Consider the following 20,964-nt stretch of genomic DNA (forward strand, 5'->3'; position numbering starts at 1 on the left):
AAAAGTTGAGGAAATTAACAAAAAATTGTTATTTCCTCTTTCTTTTTTTGTTGATATATATTAATATAGATTTTAGTAGTATGCGTTTGAGGGCTTTGAAAGCTTTTTTTGTTGTGAAAAATGCATATTGAAATGAGTGGAGGAGATGGAATATGATATCTAATCAAATACTTCAAAATACAATTGAAGGATTGAAAGGGATTACGAGGATAGACTTCTGCGTGATGGACACCGACGGTAAATCTCTTGCAAGTACTTTCTCAGAACAGGAGAATTATGAGGAAGAGGTAGTATCCTTCGTAGAATCCCCGGCCGACAGCCAGGTTGTCCAGGGATATCAGTTTTTTAAAATCTTTGACGAGCACCAGTTGGAATATATTTTACTTGCCAACGGGGGTGGAGATGATGTATATATGGTAGGGAAGATTGCTACGTTCCAGATTCAGAATCTTCTGGTGGCATACAAGGAGCGTTTTGATAAGGATAACTTCATCAAGAATCTGCTGCTTGACAACCTTTTGCTGGTTGACATCTATAACCGTGCCAAAAAGCTACATATTGACACGGAGGTGAGGCGCGTTATCTTTATCATAGAGACAAAGCACGAGAAAGACAGCAATGCACTTGACAATGTGCGCACGCTTCTTGGCAATAAGTCGAAAGATTTTGTGACGGCAGTTGATGAAAAGAACATCATCGTCGTAAAAGAACTGGAAGCCAATGATGGCCATGAAGAACTGGAAAAAGTGGCAAAGGAGCTTTACGAGCTTCTGAAAGAAGATGGTGAGGAAGAGATTCTTATCGCTTACGGCACCATCGTCAATGACATCAAAGAAGTATCAAAATCCTACAAAGAAGCAAAGCTTGCTTTGGATGTAGGCAAGATATTCTTCGGTGAGAAGAATATCATGGCTTACAGCGCGCTCGGAATAGGCCGGCTGATCTATCAGCTTCCCATTCCTCTGTGCAAGATGTTCATCCGTGAGATTTTTGAGGGGAAATCACCAGATGATTTTGATGAGGAGACACTGACGACTATCAACAAATTCTTTGAAAATAATCTGAACGTGTCAGAGACATCGAGACAGTTGTATATACACCGTAATACATTAGTGTACCGGCTGGATAAATTACAGAAAAGCACAGGACTTGATCTGCGCGTATTCGAGGATGCCATTACATTCAAGATTGCACTCATGGTAGTGAAATACATGAAATATATGGAGTCCTTGGAGTATTAGTAATCAGGAGGAGAATATGATTGAATTAAAAGAAGTGACGAAAGAGTACTCAAAAGGGGTTGCAGCCCTCAATGGCATCAATCTGAAGATTGACCAGGGCGAATTTGTATTCATAGTCGGCGACAGCGGTTCCGGTAAATCGACGCTGATACGTCTGATTATGAAGGAGCTTGATCCTACATCAGGTACTATAGTCGTGAACGGGCAGAACCTGAACAGGATGAAGCACAGGAAGATTCCGATGTATCGCAGAGGGCTCGGGGTCGTGTTCCAGGATTTCCGTCTTCTGAAGGACAGGAATATCTATGAAAACATAGCATTTGCACTGCGGGTGACGGAAAAGCCGACTCGTGTGATAAAAAAGAAAGTTCCGGCGGCATTGTCACTCGTCGGGCTGGCGCAGAAGTATAAGTCTTTCCCTAAGGAACTGTCCGGCGGGGAGCAGCAGCGTGTAGCCATTGCCAGGGCGATTGTAAATGAGCCTGCCATACTGCTGGCAGATGAGCCGACCGGTAATCTGGATCCCACCAATTCATGGGAAATTATGAAACTTCTAGAAGAGGCGAATGAGAGAGGGACGACCGTATTGGTGGTTACTCATAACCAGGAGATTGTAAACGAGATGAAGAAGCGCGTTGTTACGATGAAGAAGGGTGTCATCGTCAGCGACGAGAAAAAAGGTGGGTATAGTAATGAGAATTAGCACAGTTGGATATTCGATGAGACAAGGGGTCAAGAACATCCGCAGAAATAAGATGTTTTCCATTGCATCTATCGCCACTATGGCGGCATGTATCTTTCTGTTCGGACTGTTCTATTCCATTGTAATAAACTTTAACTACATAGTAGACAAAGCGGAAGAAGGAGTGGCCATCACCGTGTTCTTTGAAAATGATGCCACACAGAGCCAGAAGGATAAGGTCGGGGAGGACCTGGAGAATGCCGAGGGCGTTTTAAAGGTGAACTACATCAGTGCGGATGAAGCGTGGGATAAGTTCAAAGATGATTATTTCGGCGAGTCCGGCGACCTTGCAGAAGGATTCAAAAGCGACAATCCGCTTGCAAATTCAGACAACTACGAGGTGTACATGTCGGACGTATCGAAGCAGAAGGATGTGGTATCCTACGCGGAAAGCCTGGACGGCGTCCGTAAGGTCAACAAGTCCGACGTTGTGGCGAAAACGCTCACGAGCGTGAACAAGCTTGTCGGTTACGTATCCGCGGCTATTATCGTCATACTGCTTATCGTGTCGGTATTCCTCATAAGCAACACGGTAACGATGGGTGTTACGGTGAGGCGGGAAGAGATAGCGATTATGAAGTATATAGGGGCCAAAGACGGATTCGTCAGGTCGCCGTTCGTAATCGAAGGTCTGCTCATAGGGGTGATTGGCGCCGTACTGCCGCTGATTCTTCTGTATTTCCTCTACAGCAAAGTGATAGAATACATCATGGTCAAGTTCAGTCTGCTCAACAATATAGTAGACTTCCTGCCGGTAATGCAGGTATATAAGACGTTGCTTCCTGTAGGCCTTGCTTTGGGAGTAGGCATTGGTTTCCTGGGAAGTTTCGTGACAATCAGAAAACACCTTAAAGTATAAAATCAAGGGGGATACGTAAGATGCGAGGGAAGAGAATATGGAGCGTGCTGCTGGTAACAGTTCTCTGTATGGGGATGGCGATACAGGTGAACGCCTCAAGTATCGGCGACACGAAGAAAAAGGCAGAGGAACTGGAATCAAAGAAGAAAGCGGCTGAGGATGAGAAAAATTCTCTGGCGGCCCAGCTCGATTCGATCGTGGCCGAGATGGAAGACACGAAAGCCAGGATTGAAGAAAAAGAGGCTGAGATTGAAAAGAAAGAAGAAGAGCTGATTCAGGCAAAAGTCGATGAAAATGACCAGTACGAGAGTATGAAGAAGAGAATCCAGTATATGTATGAAAACGGCAATTCCCAGTTCATAGAGATTCTCGTACAGTCGAAGAGCATCGGTGATTTTCTGAACAATGCGGAGTATATCACGACTATATCTGAGTATGACAGAAGCATGCTCGTACAGTTCCAGGAGATCGTCAAAGAGGTCGAGGAGCAGGAAAAGGCGCTGCAGGAAGAATACGATGAGCTTGAGACGATGCAGAACGACCTGATTGCCAAGCAGGACAGCATCAATACTATGCTGGAGAGCAAGAATGCGGAGATCAGCCAGCTGGAAAGCGAGATAGGCGCTACCGCCGATACGCTCGCGAAGCTGGAGGCTGCCGCGGCGGCTGCGGCGCGTAAGCAGGCAGAGGCCACTCAGACGTACAGCGGAGGCAGTGCGGGGGCGGCTGTCGTATCGGGTAACGGGACATTCACACATCCTTGTCCTGGATATAGTTACATATCAAGTGAATTTGGCTGGCGTGCACAGCCGATTCCAGGTGCAAGCTCCAATCACAAAGGGATGGACTTTGCCGCGGCTACAGGGACACCGATATACGCGGCGGCAGGCGGAACCGTGGTATCTGCAGGCTACAGCGGCAATGCCGGTAACCTGATTATTATCAATCACGGAAATGGACTGCAGACATATTACATGCACTGCAATAATATCTATGTAAGAGCAGGTCAGAGCGTTAGCAAGGGACAGAACATCGGCGCGGTAGGAAGTACAGGCAATTCTTCCGGCCCGCACCTTCATTTCCAGGTAATGTCAGGCGGTACGCCGGTCAACCCGCGTAATTATTTATAAGAACAGGACTCGTATCATGAAGAAAAACAATGGATTTATCAAGGGGGCGCTCTGCGGCGCCCTTGCTGTATTATTAGTTGCAGGGCTTGTATCCTGCGGAAGCAGAATGAACAAGGCGTCAGCCGGCAAAGAAGAAGTGGTGGACAACGAGACAGAGGATAAGCTGGAGATGCTCCAGCAGCTCATTGATGGCAGCTACCTTGGAGACGTGGATGAAGATGCACTCCAGAGCGGAATATACAAAGGGTATATCAATGGGCTTGCAGATCCGTACTCTGTCTACTACGACAAAGAGGAGACGGAGCAGCTCCTTGAGACGACGTCAGGGGAATACAGCGGCATCGGCGCCGTACTAAGCCAGAACAGAGAGACCGGCATCATCACCATACTACAGGTATATGACGATTCTCCCGCGCAGAAAGCCGGCATCCAAGATAACGATATACTTTATAAGGTGGAAGGCGAAGAAGTGACTGGTGTGGATCTGACAGAAGTCGTCTCCAACATCAAAGGAGAAGAAGGGACAGAAGTCAAGATGACTGTGCTGAGGGGTGATGCCAATGACGAGGTGGAGGTGACCGCGGTCAGGGGTAAGGTTGAGGCGCAGACCGTCAAATATGAGATGAAGGACGGCCAAGTGGGCTATATCCGTGTGTCGGAATTCGATTCCGTCACATATGACCAGTATAAAGCAGCCATTGAAGATCTGGAAGGACAGGGGATGAAAGGCCTCGTCGTAGACCTGCGGAACAATCCGGGCGGCAATCTGGCCACCGTGTGCGATATGCTCGACCTCATGCTGCCAGAAGGGCTGATCGTATATACGGAAGATAAGGATGGGAAACGTTCAGAAGAGACATCGGACGAGGAACACCAGTTCAAGCTTCCGATGACCGTGCTTGTCAACGGCAACAGCGCCAGCGCGTCTGAGATATATGCCGGTGCAATCCAGGACTATGGCCTTGGAGAGATCATCGGAACCCAGACTTACGGAAAAGGTGTCGTGCAGCAGATATTTGACCTAAAGGACGGCACCTGCGTGAAGCTGACAATTGCTGAATATTTTACGCCAAAAGGGAGAAACATTAATGGAAAGGGCATTACTCCTGATGTAGAAGTAGAGTACGAAGCAGACAAGGCTAATCCAGAAGCGGATAATCAGCTGGATAAAGCATTGGAAGTAATAAAAGGCAATATGTAAGTATAAGGGGAATGTCTGTTTGGCATTCCCTTTTAATTTCCCTTGTGCTAAAATAAAACATGGTATGTACTTTTAGAAGCAGAAAGGAAGCATATATGAAAATATTGATTCAGAACGGGCATGTCATCGACCCGCCGACAGGCAAAGACGGCATATATGACGTGCTGGTAGAAGAAGATAAAATAATTAAGGTAGAGCAGCAGATAAAGGAAAAGGCCGACCGTGTCATCAATGCAGAAGGCTGCTATGTCATGCCGGGATTTATCGATATGCATGTACATCTGAGAGACCCGGGTTTCACGTACAAGGAGACGCTGGCAACCGGAGGCCGGGCTGCAGTAAAAGGCGGCATCACTACGATGTGCGCGATGCCTAACACGAAGCCGGTCATCGACGACAGAGAGAAAGTAGAGGACGTACATGCAAGGGCGGCCAGACAATCTCTGGCCCATGTGATTCAGCTCGGTGCCGTGACGAAAGGACAGCTCGGACATGAGCTGGCTGATATAGAAGGGATGGCAGAAGCCGGCTGCCACGCCATAAGCGAAGATGGAAAGTCAGTGATGAACGCGTCTTTGTACCGCAGGGGTATGAAGAAGGCCAAAGAATGCGGCATATCCGTGTTTGCCCACTGTGAGGATATCACGATGGTAGAAGGGGGTGTCATGAATGCGGATGACAATGCAAAGCGCCTCGGCCTGAAAGGAATCACCAATTCTGTGGAAGACGTCATCGTGGCAAGAGATATCCTGCTCGCCAAAGAGACAGGCGTGCGGCTGCACCTGTGCCACTGCTCAACGGCAGACAGCGTGGAGATGGTACGGCTTGCCAAAGAGGACGGGCTTCCGGTCACCGGTGAAGTGTGCCCGCATCACTTTATACTGACGGCGGACGACATACCGGAAGACGACGGAAACTATAAGATGAATCCTCCGCTCCGGGGCAAAGAAGACGTGACCGCCCTGCGGGAAGGTCTGAAGAACGGGATTATGGACGTCATTGCGACAGACCATGCTCCTCACTCGGAAGAAGAGAAAAACAAATCCATGGCGGAGGCGGCTTTTGGCATCGTAGGCGTAGAGACTTCAGCCGCACTGACGTATACAGAACTTGTAGAGCCGGGGATACTGACCATGACGGAGATGGCGGAAAAGATGAGTACGAATCCGGCCGGAATACTTGGACTGGAAGACAAAGGGTCCGTATCAGAGGGAATGACCGCGGATATCGTGATTTTTGACACGCGACAGGAATATACGATTGACAAAGATACATTTGCCTCAAAGGGCAGGAACACGCCGTTCCATGGACGTAAAGTAAAAGGACAGGTCATGTATACGCTGGCGGGCGGTACGGTTGTATATGAAAATGAGGTACGTTAGGAGGAAGATGAAGTGATTAATCAGTTAGTGTCTAATATCAAAAAGACAGGGGCCCCGGTTGCAGTCGGTCTGGATCCGATGCTCGGCTATATACCGGAGCATATACAGAAAAAGGCTTTCGCACAATATGGGGAGACGCTTGAAGGGGCTGCCGAAGCAATCTGGCAGTTCAACAAAGCCATTGTAGATTATACGTACGACCTGATTCCCGCCGTCAAACCACAGATAGCCATGTATGAGCAGTTCGGGATTCCGGGGCTTGCCGCATTCAAGAAGACGACAGATTATTGCAAGGAGAAGGGTCTCGTAGTCATCGGGGACATCAAGCGCGGAGATATCGGTTCCACATCGAAAGCATATGCAGTAGGGCACCTTGGCAGAGTCCAGGTCGGGAGCAAGACGCTCGTACCGTTTGATGAGGATTTTGTAACGGTCAATCCGTATCTTGGTTCCGACGGCGTCCATCCGTTCCTCGATGTGTGCAGAGAGGAAAAGAAAGGCGTATTCGTACTCGTAAAGACATCAAACCCGTCCAGCGGCGAGTTCCAGGACCAGCTGGTCGGCGGCCGGCCGCTCTATGAACTTGTGGGAGAGAAAGTAGCTGCCTGGGGAGAGGAACTTATGGGAGATGAGTATAGCTATGTCGGTGCGGTCGTCGGTGCGACGTACCCGGAGATGGGCAGAGTCTTACGCAGCATTATGCCGAACGCATATATCCTCGTGCCGGGATACGGGGCACAGGGAGGCAGAGGCAAGGACCTTGTACATTTCTTCAACGAAGACGGGCTCGGTGCGATCGTGAATTCTTCCAGAGGCATCATAGCGGCGTACAGGCAGGAGCAGTATGTGAAGTATGGAGAGGCGAACTTTGCCGATGCCTCAAGAGCCGCGGTAAAGGATATGATAGAAGATATAAAAGGAGCGCTGGAACATGAGTAAATATAAAGGACAGGCAGCGGTCCTCTCGCAGGAGCAGATTGCCAGGGACATATACAGTCTGTGGATTGAACTTCCGCGCATTGCATCGGAAGCGGCGCCCGGACAGTTCCTGTCACTGTATACGCGGGATGGAAGCAAGCTGCTGCCACGTCCGATAAGCATATGCGAGATAGACAAATTGCAGGGAAGACTACGGCTCGTGTATCGTGTGACCGGAAAGGAGACCGGAACAGAGTTATTTTCCCGGCTGGAACCAGGAGATTCTCTGGAAGTGATGGGTCCTCTCGGCAACGGCTTTCCACTTGAGAATCCGGGAAGAGCGTTCCTGATTGGCGGCGGCATCGGAATACCTCCTATGCTGGAGCTTGCCAAGCAGCTGCCAGGTGACAGGCAGATTATCGCGGGATACAAAGATGAGCTGTTCCTGACGGAAGATCTGGAGAGGTACGGGGAGCTCTATGTGGCTACAGAGGATGGCAGCGCAGGCACGAGAGGAAATGTGCTGGATGCAGTGCGTGAGCACGGGCTTGCCGCGGATGTCATCTATGCATGCGGGCCGACGCCGATGCTACGGGCTCTTAAAGCATATGCAGAGGAACACGGCATTGTCTGCTACATATCGCTGGAAGAAAAGATGGCATGCGGTATCGGGGCATGTCTTGCGTGCGTGTGCCGGTCGAAAGAGACCGACAGTCACAGCAATGTGCATAACAAACGGGTCTGTAAAGACGGGCCGGTATTCTTGTCTACGGAGGTGGAAATCTGATGGATACAAAAGTGAACCTTGCAGGCGTGGAGCTTAAGAATCCGGTCATGACCGCATCAGGAACGTTTGGATCCGGTGAAGAATACAGCGAATTCGTGGATTTGAGCCGCCTCGGTGCAGTCGTTACGAAAGGGGTGGCAGATGTACCGTGGCCCGGCAATCCGGTTCCAAGAATCGCGGAGACGAAGTCGGGCATGATGAATGCCATCGGACTACAGAACCCCGGAATCGATATGTTCTGCCGGCGTGACATCCCTTTCCTGAAACAGTTTGATACAAAGATCATTGTCAATGTGTGCGGAAAGACGACAGAAGATTACTGCAAAGTAGTGGAGCGTCTGGCGGATGAAGATGTGGATATGCTCGAGATAAACATATCGTGCCCGAATGTCAAAGAGGGCGGCATTGCCTTTGGTCAGAACCCGAAAGCGGTGGAAGAGATTACGGCCGAAGTTAAGAAGCGTGCAAAACAGCCGGTCATCATGAAGCTGAGCCCTAATGTGACAGATATTACTGAGACAGCGAAGGCGGCGGAAGCCGGTGGGGCAGATGTACTGTCGCTCATCAATACGCTGACGGGGATGAAGATAGACATACACAGGCGCGCGTTTGCGCTGGCCAACAAGACAGGAGGGCTGTCCGGGCCGGCGGTAAAACCGGTTGCGGTGCGGATGGTCTATGAGGTGGCAAACGCTGTGAAGATTCCTGTTATCGGCATGGGAGGTATCGAGACTGCGGAGGATGCTATAGAATTTCTTCTCGCCGGAGCTACGGCCGTGTCTGTAGGAACCGCCAATTTTTATAATCCGTCTGCAACCGTGGAGGTGGCAGACGGCATAGAGGCTTATATGAAGCGTTACGGCTTTGAACACGTATCCGAGCTGACAGGGCTTGTAAAGTAGAGGAGGTTAGATATGGAACAGTATAAAAAAGAGTTTATCGAGTTTATGATTGACTGCGAAGTGCTGAGATTTGGAGATTTTGTGACAAAGAGCGGCAGAAACACGCCGTTTTTCGTGAATACAGGTTTCTATCGGACGGGAGCACAGCTTCGGAAGCTCGGCGAATACTATGCGAAGGCGATAGAAGGCAGCTTCGGCCTTGACTTTGACGTCCTGTTCGGGCCCGCCTATAAAGGGATTCCGCTTACGGTGGCTGCAACGATGGCCATCAGCGAATTCTATGGCAGAGATATCAGGTATTGCTCTAACCGTAAGGAAGTGAAGGATCATGGCGATAAGGGGATTCTGCTTGGCAGTCCGATTACGGACGGGGACAGGGTCGTTATCATTGAAGATGTGACAACCGCAGGAACCTCTATACAGGAGACGCTTCCCATTATCAAAGCGCAGGGCGATGTGACGCCGGTGGGCCTTGTCGTGTCGGTGGACCGCATGGAACGAGGCCAGGGCACGAAGAGCGCTCTTGCGGAAATTGAAGAGAAATATGGTCTGAAGACGACGGCCATCGTCACGATGGATGAGGTGACGGAACATCTCTACAACAGACCATATAAAGGAAAAGTTATCATTGACGATACATTAAAATCAGCAATTGATGCATATTATAAACAATATGGCGTGAAATAGCAGGAGGGTTTCTTATGAATGAAAAAGCATATAAAACCATGAGTTTCGCAGGGGCGGCCGGTATAGCCACCGGTATCGTCATGATAGCTGTCGCAATCGCGGCAGGAGTAATTATGATTGTGAGTGGGGCACGCTTATTAAAAGATAAAAAGGGGCTTACATTTTAGCCTGGATTGAAAGGGTGCTATATTTTTGAATACGAAAAACAGAAAAAGAATCCGCATAATCGGGAAAATATTATTTGTATTTTATATCGCGTTTCTCATTTATTTTCTCTTATTATCTGATTGGTACGGGCGTACGGGAGTGATGCAGGAATACCGGTACAACCTTGTGCTGTTCCAGGAAATCAAACGTTTCTGGGAGTACCGGGAACAGCTCGGAATGTTTGCTATGTTCACGAACCTGTTCGGCAACGTGCTGATTTTTATGCCTTTTGGATTCTTTATGCCCATGGCAAGCCGTCACAGGAGCTTTTTTTCCGCACTGTTCTACAGCTTTGGACTAAGCCTGTGTGTGGAGACTTTCCAGCTCGTGACGAAAGTGGGCAGTTTTGATGTGGACGATCTTCTGCTAAATACGATAGGCGGAGTGTTAGGCTATATTATATTTGCAATCTGTGCAGCAGTAAGGAGAAGATATGATCATAAAAAGAAGGCAAAAAGACAAAGAAGAAGATAGGTCAAAGGAAATACAGAAGGAGCGGGAGAAACGACGCAGGAAGATGATGCGCGGCAAATACGGGCAGGCGCCGCTTAAGCACGCCAAAAAGGGAATCAATTCCTGCTGCTATGCAGGAACCGTATTCCTCATACTTATGGCAATGCTCGTTTTCTCCTACGTGTCAGGCGGCAGCGTGAGCGTGATTGCCGGCTTCGCCGGTCTTGCGGTAGCGATACTGGCCTGGCTTGGTCTGATGTCGGGAATCCGCGGCTTCCGTGAGAGAGAAAAGAATTACATAACCTGCAAGGCAGGGGTCGTATGTAACGCGCTCCTCCTTATGGGCCTTATGAGTATATTTTTCAGGGGGCTGTTTTAGATGATTGAGGAAAGATATGAACTTGCGGTTGAACGCATAAAAGAAATCTGTAAGGAAGATACGGTGGCCGAATCATTTCGTGACTATTTTTGCCGTACAGCGCAGTTTATCGGAATGCTCGATGAACTGAACAGCTGTATAGAGAGCGGAACATATGCGGGCCTTCCGCTTGAACAGCTGAAAGAATGGAACGAAAACTTGTATGCGGATATACTGCCCGGGCAATATGAGACAAGCTATGCCAATCCGGATTATGCTGTGGAGAAGGCAGGGAGAGCATATGGACAGATACTGAGCTTCCTGTACACGGAGCTGAGAGGCGCAATCGCATATGTATTCGAGGGCAGAAAGGAATATCTGGATATCTTATATGAACTGTTCATTGAGATATATAATGAGTTTGAAGAAAAGGACGAACCTGAGACTAAGGTGCTGAAGGAGATTCTCTACTGGTATGCCAGCGACTACTGTGACGTGTTCGCGGCGGACCGTGTCAGGGAGCAGATTGATCCTGAGGAGTCATTTGCGGCGGGCATTATTATGGGCAGCAATCTTTCGGACCTGCGGTATCTGTACCGGTTTGGCGAGTATATAAGCGAAAATGAATGGAAGACGGCAGAGCACCTGAACAGCCTTGATGCATCTGTCATCTGTAAGATGGCCGATACCTTCACGGAAGGCTACCGGATGGGATTCATCAATACGGGCAAGGACCTGTCTAAAAAGTCTGTCGTAAATATCCGGTATGTACTAGGCTTTGAGCGGGTCATCCGCCAGGCCATAGAGAATTTTGCCCGGTTGGGGCTTAAGCCTGTCATCTACCGCTCCGGTGTGAGCGTGCTGACAAAACGCCGGCATCTGAAGACCGGCTATTACGGAGCCATCCCGAATAAACAATACGAATATGACCATAGAAATGACCAGGGGCTGTATCTGGATAAAAAGTTCGTGGAGCGCAGGCTGGAAGTCATCCAGTCAGCTTTTGAACAGAATAAGGACATGGCCGCCCGGTTCGCAGGTCCGGCGTGTCTGGATGTCTTTGGAGAGAGTCCTTTTTCTCCAGAGCAGAAAGATACGGCAGTCAGGCTTACGAAGAAGCAGGAAGAACTGTCTCTGCTCTATGACAGCCGTTCCGGACAGATTACCAATACGTATATCAAAGGCGAGGAGAGAAGCTTTACTATCGCCGCATATCCTGTGCCGGAAATCGGGGAGCAGTATGAAGAGATATTCGATGAAGTAATCAGGATCAATACGCTGGATGCCTCTTTGTATGCCAAAGTTCAGCAGACGCTCATCGATGCCCTTGACAAAGGCGAATATGTACACGTAAAAGGCAGAGGCGGCAATAAGACAGATATGAGGGTACAGCTATACCGCCTTGCAGATCCGCAGAAGGAGACGATATTTGAAAACTGCGTGGCGGATGTCAATATACCGGTAGGAGAGGTGTTCACCTCTCCGGTACTGGAAGGCACGTGCGGGGTCCTGCATGTGAGCCGCGTATATCTCAACGAACTGCTGTATAAGGATCTTGAAATTACATTCTCTAACGGTATGATAACAGATTATACGTGTGGCAATTTTGAGCGGGAGATGGAGAATAAAAGTTATATACGCGACAACATCCTCCACAGGCATGCGACGCTTCCCCTTGGTGAATTTGCTATCGGGACGAATACGACCGCTTATATCGCCGCGAGGAAATACGGGATAGAAGATAAGCTGCCGATCCTGATTGCTGAGAAGATGGGCCCTCATTTTGCCGTCGGTGATACGTGCTACAGCTGGAGCGAGGATATCAAAGTGTACAATCCTGATGGGAAGGAGATTGTGGCAAGAGACAATTCCGTGTCGTCCAGACGGGCAGAAGACGTGTCGAAAGCATATTTCCACTGCCACACGGATATCACGATACCTTATGATGAACTCGGCAGCATCACCGTCGTCACAAAGGAGGGGGAAGAGACGCTCCTGCTTGAGGACGGGAGGTTTGTGCTCCCGGGTACGGAGATCCTGAACGAACCGCTGGAAAAATACAATAATTAGGACGTGCGTATTGAACTGCCTGCGTCCAGTATGATATGATTTATATATTGAAATTTTAAATACGAAAGGATGAAGATTATGCCAAAAGTAGGAATTGTCATGGGCAGCGACTCAGATATGAAAGTGATGAGCAAGGCAGCCGATATGCTTGAAAAATTAGGAGTAGAATATGAGATGACAATCATCTCGGCACACCGTATGCCGGATTTATTCTATGATTATGCGAAATCAGCCGAAGAGAAGGATTATAAGGTCATCATAGCCGGAGCGGGAATGGCGGCACACCTTCCCGGCATGTGCGCGGCCATCTTCCCGATGCCTGTCATCGGAATCCCGATGTCCGGCAAGAATCTGGACGGGCAGGACGCACTCTATTCTATCGTCCAGATGCCGCCAGGAATTCCGGTTGCGACAGTTGCAATCGACGGAGGAGCGAACGCGGCGATTCTGGCGGCCAGAATACTGGCGACCTCAGACCCGGAACTTCTCGACAGGCTGAAGGAGTATTCCCGGGAAATGAAGGATACAGTACAGGCCAAATCAGAAAAGCTCGATAAACTTGGATATAAAGAATATATGAACCAGATGTAAGGAGAAGAGGAATGGATTACAAGAACGCAGGTGTAGATATCGAAGCAGGTTATAAATCTGTGGAGCTGATGAAAGAACACATCAAGAACACGATGAGGCCGGAGGTACTGACGAATATCGGAGGATTTTCAGGAGCTTTCTCTATGGAAGCATTCAAGAATATGGAGAAGCCGACGCTCGTATCAGGGACGGACGGTGTAGGTACAAAACTGAAATTGGCATTTCTTTTAGATAAACACGATACGATTGGTATCGACTGTGTCGCAATGTGTGTAAACGATATTGCCTGTGCGGGAGGGGAGCCGTTATTCTTCCTCGACTATATCGCGTGCGGCAAGAATGAGCCTGAGAAGATTGCCACGATAGTGAGCGGTGTGGCAGACGGATGCGTACAGTCCAAAGCGGCCCTCATCGGCGGGGAGACGGCGGAGATGCCTGGCTTCTACCCGGAGGATGAGTATGACCTGGCCGGATTTGCAGTTGGCGTGGTCGATGAAAAAGACCTGATTACCGGAAAAGAGTTAAAAGCCGGCGACGTGCTCATCGGCATGGCATCCTCAGGGGTGCACAGCAATGGCTTCTCTCTCGTGAGAAAAGTATTTGATATGACGAAAGAGTCGCTGAATACATATTATGAGGAACTTGATGCCACCTTGGGAGAGGCGCTTATCGCTCCGACGAAGATATATGTGAAAGCGCTGTCCGGCATAAAGGCGGCGGGCGTGAAAGTGAAGGCGTGCAGCCACATTACAGGAGGCGGCTTCTATGAAAACATTCCGCGTATGTTATGTGACGGCGTGCATGCGGTTGTGGAAAAGGACAGCTATCCGGTTCCGCCGATATTCGGACTGTTGGCAAGAGAAGGTCAGATTGAAGAACATGCGATGTACAATACGTATAATATGGGGCTTGGTATGATCGTGGCAGTGGATGCGGGTGATGCTGATAAGACGATGGAGGCGATAAAGGCGGCCGGGGAAGCTCCGTACGTTGTAGGACGCATCGTGGCCGGCGAAAAGGGAGTTACAGTATGCTAGATGTAGTTGTGCTCGTTTCCGGTGGCGGAACGAATCTGCAGGCCCTCATAGACGCAGTGGAGTCCGGTGCTGTCGCTAATACGAAGCTGGCCGGTGTAATCAGTAATAACAGGAACGCATACGCGCTGCAGCGGGCGGAGGACAACGGGATACCGGGGATATGCATATCTCCGAAAGAGTTTGCATCCAGAGAAGAATTTAATGAGAGATTTCTGGATGCAGTGGATACGCTGCAGCCCGATCTGATAGTGCTGGCGGGATTTCTCGTCGTCATACCGCCGGCGATGATAGAGAAATACAGGAACCGCATCATCAATATCCATCCGTCTCTTATTCCGTCTTTCTGCGGAACAGGGTATTACGGGCTGAAAGTTCATGAGGCGGCCCTGAAGCGCGGGGTGAAGGTAGCAGGAGCTACGGTTCACTTTGTGGACGAAGGGACAGATACCGGTCCCATTATTCTGCAGAAAGCGGTAGAAGTAGTCCAGGGCGATACTCCGGAAGTGCTTCAGCGGCGGGTGATGGAGCAGGCGGAGTGGAAGATACTGCCGCAGGCTGTCGGCCTCATTGCCGCGGGCAGAGTGAAAGTGGAAGACGGAAGAGTGTTTATCAGAGAGTAGAGCAGGATAGCAGGACACATACAGGAGGAGAACTTGGAATGAAGGTATTAATTGTCGGTAGCGGCGGTAGAGAACATGCCATAGCATACAGTGTGGCAAAGAGCGATAAGGTTGATAAGATTTATTGTACTCCGGGAAATGCAGGGATAGCAGAACTGGCGGAATGTGCCCCGATCGGCGCCATGGAATTTGACAAGATTGTGGCTTTTGCCAGGGAAAGGGGAATCGACCTTGTAATCGTAGGTATGGATGACCCACTTGTAGGCGGCCTGGTCGATGAACTGGAAGCGGCAGGTATCCGGGCGTTCGGCCCGAAAAAGAACGCGGCCGTACTGGAAGGATCCAAGGCGTTTTCAAAAGACCTCATGAAGAAATATAACATTCCGACCGCAGGATATGAGAATTTTGAAGATCCGGAAGAAGCTCTGGCCTATCTGAAAACTGCAAAATTTCCAATTGTATTGAAAGCGGACGGACTTGCTCTCGGCAAGGGGGTGCTCATATGCAGTTCCTATGAAGAGGCGGAAGCCGGCGTGAAGACGATTATGGTAGAGAAGCAGTTTGGAGCTTCCGGGAATACGATGGTCGTGGAAGAGTTTATGACCGGCCGGGAAGTCTCTGTTCTGTCCTTTGTGGATGGGAACACGGTCAAGACAATGACATCCGCCCAGGACCACAAAAGGGCCGGCGACGGCGATACCGGCCTCAACACGGGAGGAATGGGTACATTTTCGCCAAGTCCGTTCTATACGAAGGAAGTAGAGGAATTCTGTAACAAATATATTTATCAGGCGACGGTCGATGCCATGAAGGCTGAAGGCCGGCCATTTAAGGGTATTATATTTTTCGGCCTCATGCTGACGGAAGAAGGCCCGAAAGTGCTGGAATATAATGCAAGATTTGGAGATCCCGAGGCACAGGTAGTGCTTCCCCGCATGAAGAATGATATCATAGAAGTGATGGAGGCATGTGTCGATGGCACGCTTGACAAGATAGACCTCCAGTTTGAAGACAATGCGGCTGTCTGCGTAGTTCTGGCTTCTGACGGATACCCTGTCCAATATGAGAAGGGACTTCCGATTACGGGGCTGGAAGAATTCAAGAAGCACGATGGATATTACTGCTTCCATGCCGGTACAAAGCGCAACGGGGAACAGGTTGTGACAAACGGAGGGCGCGTGCTCGGCGTGACGGCAAAGGGAAGCGACCTGAAGGAGGCCAGGGCAAATGCCTATGCGGCTACCGAATGGGTGAATTTTGAAAACAAATATATGCGCCATGATATCGGAAAAGCGATTGATGAGGCATAAGCGAAGGGCGCGTATCGCTGTGGGTAAGGCGCGGTATGATATAGAGAAAGAAGGAGCATGGAAACGTTGAATGATATTCAGTTGATTGGTTACAGTATCCGCAGCCAGAGGCGGAAAAAAGGTATGACGTTACAACAGCTTTCAGACGCGACAGGATTATCAATCGGATACCTGAGCAATCTGGAACGGAACGCGAACAGTCCGACCCTGGTCAACATCCAGAAGATATGTGAGGCATTTGGTACTTCTTTGTTCAGTCTTCTGGAGACGAATAAGGAAGAGGATATCATCGTCCGGCGGAATGAGCGGGAGCCGATAATCAGCGAAGAGCACAATATGAAACTGGAAAATATAGACTTTGGGCTTGTAAATGCCTCTTTTATCTATATGACAATCGAACCGGACGGAGCAGGGGATGGACTGTGGTGGGAGCATGAGTACCACGAAGTCGGAACTGTTCTCAAGGGGAGGCTGACGCTAACTCTGGACAACCAGACGTTTGAGCTGGACGAGGGGGATACGATTCTCATAAAGGCTCACACGCGTCATTGCTATTTTAACAGGACAAAGGAGAGCTGCGTCTCTTATTGGACAAGATGTAAAGAAATCAAGTAATCAAATGATTGCAAAAGCCACCGGCAGGAAATGCCGGTGGCTTTTTTGGACTGGGGAGGACGAATGCATGGCTGTACTGCTAATTGCGGCTCTGCGTCAGCGTATATTCAAAATGATCGGTCAGATAATAAGTGGTAAAGAGCTCAATCGGGACTTCTCTATCCTTTACTATTCCATAGGTCAGCCCCGCCGAGTATAGAAGGGGCGTATCTTTGCTGATATCGAGATGCTTCATGACATCGCCGTATGCAGGAACTGCTTTCAATTTCAAGGTCGTGGTTGATATTTTCACTCTGTAGTTTTCTTCGATTATCTTATAGAGAGAGCTGTTGATGAAATCATATCCCTCAATATCACGGAAGACCTCATACGGCAGGGTGGTCTGGGTAAAGCAGAGAGGGGCGTCATCAGCGTAATAGATACGTTCAAGATAGAAGACCGGATCTGCTTTGCGCAGCTGCAGCCTGGCGACTTCTTCGGGACTGCTGATGCGTATTTCTGCTTTGATGACCTTCCTGCCAGGAGTCATCCCCTGCCGGATAATCTCTTCCGTGTAGCTTGAGATAGACGTGAGTTCCTGGAGCCGGGCCGTTCTTCTGACACAGGTACGCTTTCCCTGCATCTTTTCGATATATCCATTATGATACAGTTCATCGATAGCACGGCGGGCGGTTACACGGCTGACTTCGTAAGAAGCGATAAGCTGTGATTCGCTCGGAAGTTCCGCACCCCCTGGGAGTTCTCCTGACTGGATCCTGCTTATCAGGTCTTCTTCGATTCTTTTATACTTCGGTTTATTCTCGTTCATAGCATACCTCTTTTTCAAATTGCTCACACGGGAGAAATCCGCTGTTCTATGTCAATTATACGTTTAAAAGCAGATGATGTAAACATGTTATTATAAGTGTATAAATTGGAAAATTTATCTTTGTACAGTATGTACAAATAATATATGTTTTATTTTGCTATTATTACAAGTTGACTATATGTGTAAAAACACATATTATAATAAGTGAAAGGAGACGTTGCAATATGAGAGAGAAGATTTTGGGAGTTTTATACGGAATGGCCATTGGTGACGCTATGGGTATGCCTCCGGAGCTATGGAGCAGAAAGCGTGTACTGGAGCACTATGGGGAGATAGATGACTTTCTGGACGGATGTCCGGAAAATATCATTTCCTATCAATATAAAGCAGGACAGTTTACGGATGATACGAGCCAGGCACTGACGATACTGGACAGTCTGACAGAGACGGATTTTGTTCCGTCAGCGAGAAGCATAGCGGAACATATCCTGAAGTGGGCAGAGGATGAAAATGCATTTGAAAATAATATTCTCGGCCCTACGTCGAAAGTTACCCTCCAGCTCTTCAAAGAAGGGAAGGATGCCAGGAGGTTTTCCGATGAGGCGGTATCTAACGGGGCAGCTATGAGAATCGCACCTATAGGCACCTTGTTTGAGCCGAAGGAGAAAGAGAAGCTGTGCGATTATGTGGCGGCAGTCTCTCAGGTCACCCATACGAGTGACGTGACAATAGCTGGAGCGGCCATGATTGCCATGGCTGTTGCATCAGCGGTGAAGTATGGTGACAGGGAACGGATGATAGAAGATGCCTTGTCAGTTACAGAGTATGCCATGTCTCTCGGCGCGTCTACACCGAGCCCGTCGCTTTCCGCCAGAACCCGGCTGGCCGTCCATTATGCAAAAGAGTACAAAGAGGACAGCAGAATGTTTCTGGAGCATATATATGACATCATAGGGGCAGGCGTGAACACGTCCGAGTCTGTTCCGGCGGCGCTCGCGCTTGCCTATTATAGTTTTGATGTCCAATCATGCGCGCTTCTCTGTGCCAATCTCGGAGGGGATACGGACACCATCGGGGCTATGGCCGTAGCCATATGCGGAGGAGCCGGGGGCATAGACAGGATTCCTCGTTCCTATGTGGATAAGATCCGGCAGGCAAATGGAGTTGATCTGGAGAAGTATGCTGACATATTGGCAGAGAAACGGGGGAGGATATCATGAATAAGAAATGTCTGATAATAGGAGCCGCTATGCTGGATATTATCATGGAGGTAGACAGGCTTCCGCGTTCCGGGGAAGATATGTACGCGAAGGACCAGAAGATGACGGTGGGCGGATGTGCCTATAATGCGGCGGACATATTAAAGCATTTTCAGGTAGACCACACCTTTTTTGCGCCGGTAGGCACAGGGATGTATGCGGGGTTCATTGAAGCGGAGCTTGAAAGGAACGGTCACAAAAGTGCCGTCAAGTCCGGCCGGATGGACAATGGCTATTGCCTTTGCATGGTAGAGGCGGACGGTGAGCGGACATTCGTCACGATGCCGGGAATAGAGTGCAGGTTTGAAAAAGAATGGTTCGATTCTCTGGCCGGAGAGGACTATGAATCGGCTTATGTGAGCGGTTATGAGATAGAAGGAGAAGGTGGGGATGTCATACTTGATTTCCTTGAGAGCGTTCCGAATCTTCTCGTATATTATGCACCCGGGCCGAGAATCACTTATATCTCGGAAGAAAAGAGGGACAGGCTGTTTGAACTTCATCCTGTCCTCCACCTCAATGAGACGGAGAGTATCTCGGCAACAGGTGCGGATACGGCAGAAGACGCTGCCCTGCGTCTGGCAGAAAAGACCGGCAATGTGGTAATCATCACTCTCGGTGACAGAGGAGTGCTTCTCTGTGAGGACGGCAAGACTATGGTTATCCCGGCGGAAAAGGCAGAGGTCGTGGACACGATCGGGGCAGGTGATTCACATATCGGAGCGGTCATGGCGATGCGCGCGCTCGGGCACAGCTTTGAAGAAGCTGTTCGGGCAGCCAACAAGGTATCAGCTATGGTGGTAGGAGTAAAAGGACCGACACTGACGAAAGAACAATTTGAGAAAGGATTATAGACGATGGAAAAGACGAAACGATTTTTTACAGACTGGAGCAGATTTGAAATCAGCTGGCTCATATTATCTACGGTTATCATGATTGTGCTCAGCGTTATCTGGGGCGACAATCTACTTGCCCTCATCAGCGGCATCACCGGCATCCTTGGGGTCGTGCTGGCGGCAAAGGGAAAGGTGAGCACTTATATCTTTGCAACTGTTAATGTAGCCATATATGCGCTGCTCACCTTCCAGAACCATTTATACGGAGAATTCATGTTGAACGCTTTCTATTATATACCGATGAATTTTATCGGCTTCTATCTCTGGTCCAAGCACAAAGACAATGAAAGCGGAGAGGTGGAAGGAAAGAAGCTGACCGGCAGGCAGACTGTCATACTATTTGCGGTAGTTGCGGTAGTCGTGCTTGGATACTGGCAGATATTAAGCCGTATCGGGGGACAGCTGGCGCTCATCGACGCATTATCTACCGTATTCTCTGTCGTAGCGCTCATTATGCAGGTTGCACGTTATGCAGAGCAGTGGCTCCTCTGGATTATTGTGAACGTCGTGTCAGTGGTCATGTGGCTGCTCCTCATAGGGAAGGATTCCTCAGCCGTGACGATGGTCGTCATGTGGGTTGCCTATCTGTTCAATTCCGTGTACGGATATTACAACTGGAGAAAGCTGGCCGCTAAGAATGTAGAGAACAAATAATTGGCAGTTTGAGTAATGTAGACGCCGATGGCGGCTCTCATCCCACAAACTAAGGTATCTGGTGAGGATTCTTACGTTCCTCCCGCTTACACCTGCGCATCTGTCCCATACCTCCCCATCGGCTATCTGCTTTACTGGCACAGGCGGGGGAGGCTGTGTGACGCTGGCAGTTGATGGAAAGGTTTTGGCTGTGTCAGTATAGTGATAAGGGGCCAAGCAGGTTGAAAACCTTGATTG

At 49.2% G+C, this 20,964-nt stretch carries 23 protein-coding genes; 22 read left to right on the forward strand and 1 reads right to left on the reverse strand.

Features of this window, described 5'->3' with window-relative positions:
- Positions 1-152: 152 nt before the first annotated feature.
- The 19 genes from HMPREF0980_RS17300 to HMPREF0980_RS17390 all read left to right on the forward strand — a co-directional run bounded on the left by HMPREF0980_RS17300 (position 153) and on the right by HMPREF0980_RS17390 (position 17,110).
- Positions 153-1,241 (forward strand): PucR family transcriptional regulator, encoded by a 1,089-nt coding sequence (locus HMPREF0980_RS17300; RefSeq protein ID WP_049730312.1) that lies wholly within the window; start codon positions 153-155, stop codon positions 1,239-1,241.
- Positions 1,242-1,257: 16 nt separating this feature from the next.
- Entirely contained in the window at positions 1,258-1,944 is a 687-nt protein-coding gene (gene ftsE, locus HMPREF0980_RS17305) for a cell division ATP-binding protein FtsE (protein WP_049730313.1), read from the forward strand.
- Positions 1,934-2,842: a permease-like cell division protein FtsX gene (ftsX, locus tag HMPREF0980_RS17310; protein ID WP_049730314.1), complete on the forward strand. Its 909-nt coding sequence runs from the start codon at positions 1,934-1,936 to the stop codon at positions 2,840-2,842. The genes ftsE and ftsX overlap by 11 nt, the downstream gene beginning before the upstream one ends.
- A 20-nt stretch (positions 2,843-2,862) precedes the next feature.
- Positions 2,863-3,972, forward strand: a complete 1,110-nt coding sequence (locus HMPREF0980_RS17315; protein WP_049730315.1) for a murein hydrolase activator EnvC family protein — start codon at positions 2,863-2,865, stop codon at positions 3,970-3,972.
- Positions 3,973-3,988: 16 nt separating this feature from the next.
- The gene (locus HMPREF0980_RS17320; protein ID WP_049730316.1) at positions 3,989-5,173 is read left to right on the forward strand and encodes a S41 family peptidase; all 1,185 of its coding nucleotides are present in this window, start codon (positions 3,989-3,991) and stop codon (positions 5,171-5,173) included.
- 95 nt (positions 5,174-5,268) lie between these two features.
- A complete protein-coding gene (locus tag HMPREF0980_RS17325; RefSeq protein ID WP_049730317.1) occupies positions 5,269-6,555 on the forward strand; it encodes a dihydroorotase in 1,287 nt (428 codons plus the stop codon).
- A 12-nt stretch (positions 6,556-6,567) separates the two neighbouring features.
- A complete protein-coding gene (pyrF, locus tag HMPREF0980_RS17330; protein WP_049730318.1) occupies positions 6,568-7,494 on the forward strand; it encodes an orotidine-5'-phosphate decarboxylase in 927 nt (308 codons plus the stop codon).
- The gene (locus tag HMPREF0980_RS17335) at positions 7,487-8,260 is read left to right on the forward strand and encodes a dihydroorotate dehydrogenase electron transfer subunit (protein WP_049730319.1); all 774 of its coding nucleotides are present in this window, start codon (positions 7,487-7,489) and stop codon (positions 8,258-8,260) included. Before pyrF ends, HMPREF0980_RS17335 begins: the two co-directional genes overlap by 8 nt.
- Entirely contained in the window at positions 8,260-9,162 is a 903-nt protein-coding gene (locus HMPREF0980_RS17340) for a dihydroorotate dehydrogenase (RefSeq protein ID WP_049730320.1), read from the forward strand. The genes HMPREF0980_RS17335 and HMPREF0980_RS17340 overlap by 1 nt, the downstream gene beginning before the upstream one ends.
- Positions 9,163-9,174: 12 nt before the next feature.
- Complete coding sequence (gene pyrE, locus HMPREF0980_RS17345; RefSeq protein ID WP_049730321.1) at positions 9,175-9,849, forward strand: orotate phosphoribosyltransferase; 675 nt, start codon at positions 9,175-9,177, stop codon at positions 9,847-9,849.
- Between the two features lie 14 nt (positions 9,850-9,863).
- Positions 9,864-10,016, forward strand: a complete 153-nt coding sequence (locus HMPREF0980_RS19210) for a hypothetical protein (RefSeq protein WP_049730322.1) — start codon at positions 9,864-9,866, stop codon at positions 10,014-10,016.
- Between the two features lie 25 nt (positions 10,017-10,041).
- Positions 10,042-10,530 (forward strand): VanZ family protein, encoded by a 489-nt coding sequence (locus HMPREF0980_RS17355; protein WP_049730323.1) that lies wholly within the window; start codon positions 10,042-10,044, stop codon positions 10,528-10,530.
- Complete coding sequence (locus HMPREF0980_RS17360) at positions 10,490-10,888, forward strand: hypothetical protein (protein ID WP_049730324.1); 399 nt, start codon at positions 10,490-10,492, stop codon at positions 10,886-10,888. The genes HMPREF0980_RS17355 and HMPREF0980_RS17360 overlap by 41 nt, the downstream gene beginning before the upstream one ends.
- A complete protein-coding gene (locus tag HMPREF0980_RS17365) occupies positions 10,889-12,937 on the forward strand; it encodes an aminopeptidase (RefSeq protein ID WP_049730325.1) in 2,049 nt (682 codons plus the stop codon). It begins immediately after the preceding gene.
- A 78-nt stretch (positions 12,938-13,015) separates the two neighbouring features.
- Positions 13,016-13,528, forward strand: coding sequence for a 5-(carboxyamino)imidazole ribonucleotide mutase (gene purE, locus HMPREF0980_RS17370; RefSeq protein ID WP_049730326.1), 513 nt, complete (start codon positions 13,016-13,018; stop codon positions 13,526-13,528).
- Positions 13,529-13,539: 11 nt separating this feature from the next.
- Complete coding sequence (gene purM / locus HMPREF0980_RS17375) at positions 13,540-14,565, forward strand: phosphoribosylformylglycinamidine cyclo-ligase (protein ID WP_049730327.1); 1,026 nt, start codon at positions 13,540-13,542, stop codon at positions 14,563-14,565.
- Complete coding sequence (gene purN, locus HMPREF0980_RS17380) at positions 14,559-15,185, forward strand: phosphoribosylglycinamide formyltransferase (RefSeq protein ID WP_049730328.1); 627 nt, start codon at positions 14,559-14,561, stop codon at positions 15,183-15,185. Before purM ends, purN begins: the two co-directional genes overlap by 7 nt.
- A gap of 38 nt (positions 15,186-15,223) precedes the next feature.
- The gene (gene purD, locus HMPREF0980_RS17385) at positions 15,224-16,495 is read left to right on the forward strand and encodes a phosphoribosylamine--glycine ligase (RefSeq protein ID WP_049730329.1); all 1,272 of its coding nucleotides are present in this window, start codon (positions 15,224-15,226) and stop codon (positions 16,493-16,495) included.
- Between the two features lie 66 nt (positions 16,496-16,561).
- Positions 16,562-17,110: a helix-turn-helix domain-containing protein gene (locus tag HMPREF0980_RS17390; protein ID WP_242847438.1), complete on the forward strand. Its 549-nt coding sequence runs from the start codon at positions 16,562-16,564 to the stop codon at positions 17,108-17,110.
- Between the two features lie 79 nt (positions 17,111-17,189).
- Here the strand turns inward: HMPREF0980_RS17390 and HMPREF0980_RS17395 are convergent, their stop codons facing one another.
- Positions 17,190-17,918 carry a GntR family transcriptional regulator gene (locus tag HMPREF0980_RS17395; RefSeq protein ID WP_049730330.1) on the reverse strand — a complete coding sequence of 243 codons (729 nt, stop codon included), beginning with the start codon at positions 17,916-17,918 and terminating at the stop codon, positions 17,190-17,192.
- A 224-nt stretch (positions 17,919-18,142) separates the two neighbouring features.
- On the opposite strand from HMPREF0980_RS17395, the gene HMPREF0980_RS17400 reads away from it, so the two are divergent.
- Genes HMPREF0980_RS17400 through pnuC form a run of 3 tightly spaced genes read left to right on the forward strand, consistent with a single transcriptional unit; the run spans position 18,143 to position 20,727 of the window.
- Positions 18,143-19,138: an ADP-ribosylglycohydrolase family protein gene (locus tag HMPREF0980_RS17400; protein WP_049730331.1), complete on the forward strand. Its 996-nt coding sequence runs from the start codon at positions 18,143-18,145 to the stop codon at positions 19,136-19,138.
- Complete coding sequence (locus HMPREF0980_RS17405; protein WP_049730332.1) at positions 19,135-20,031, forward strand: PfkB family carbohydrate kinase; 897 nt, start codon at positions 19,135-19,137, stop codon at positions 20,029-20,031. The genes HMPREF0980_RS17400 and HMPREF0980_RS17405 overlap by 4 nt, the downstream gene beginning before the upstream one ends.
- Positions 20,032-20,034: 3 nt before the next feature.
- Positions 20,035-20,727, forward strand: coding sequence for a nicotinamide riboside transporter PnuC (pnuC, locus tag HMPREF0980_RS17410; protein WP_049730333.1), 693 nt, complete (start codon positions 20,035-20,037; stop codon positions 20,725-20,727).
- Positions 20,728-20,964: the final 237 nt, after the last annotated feature.

Origin of the sequence: Dorea sp. D27, from assembly GCF_001185345.1 — a bacterium.
Classification (GTDB): Bacteria; Bacillota; Clostridia; order Lachnospirales; family Lachnospiraceae; genus Extibacter.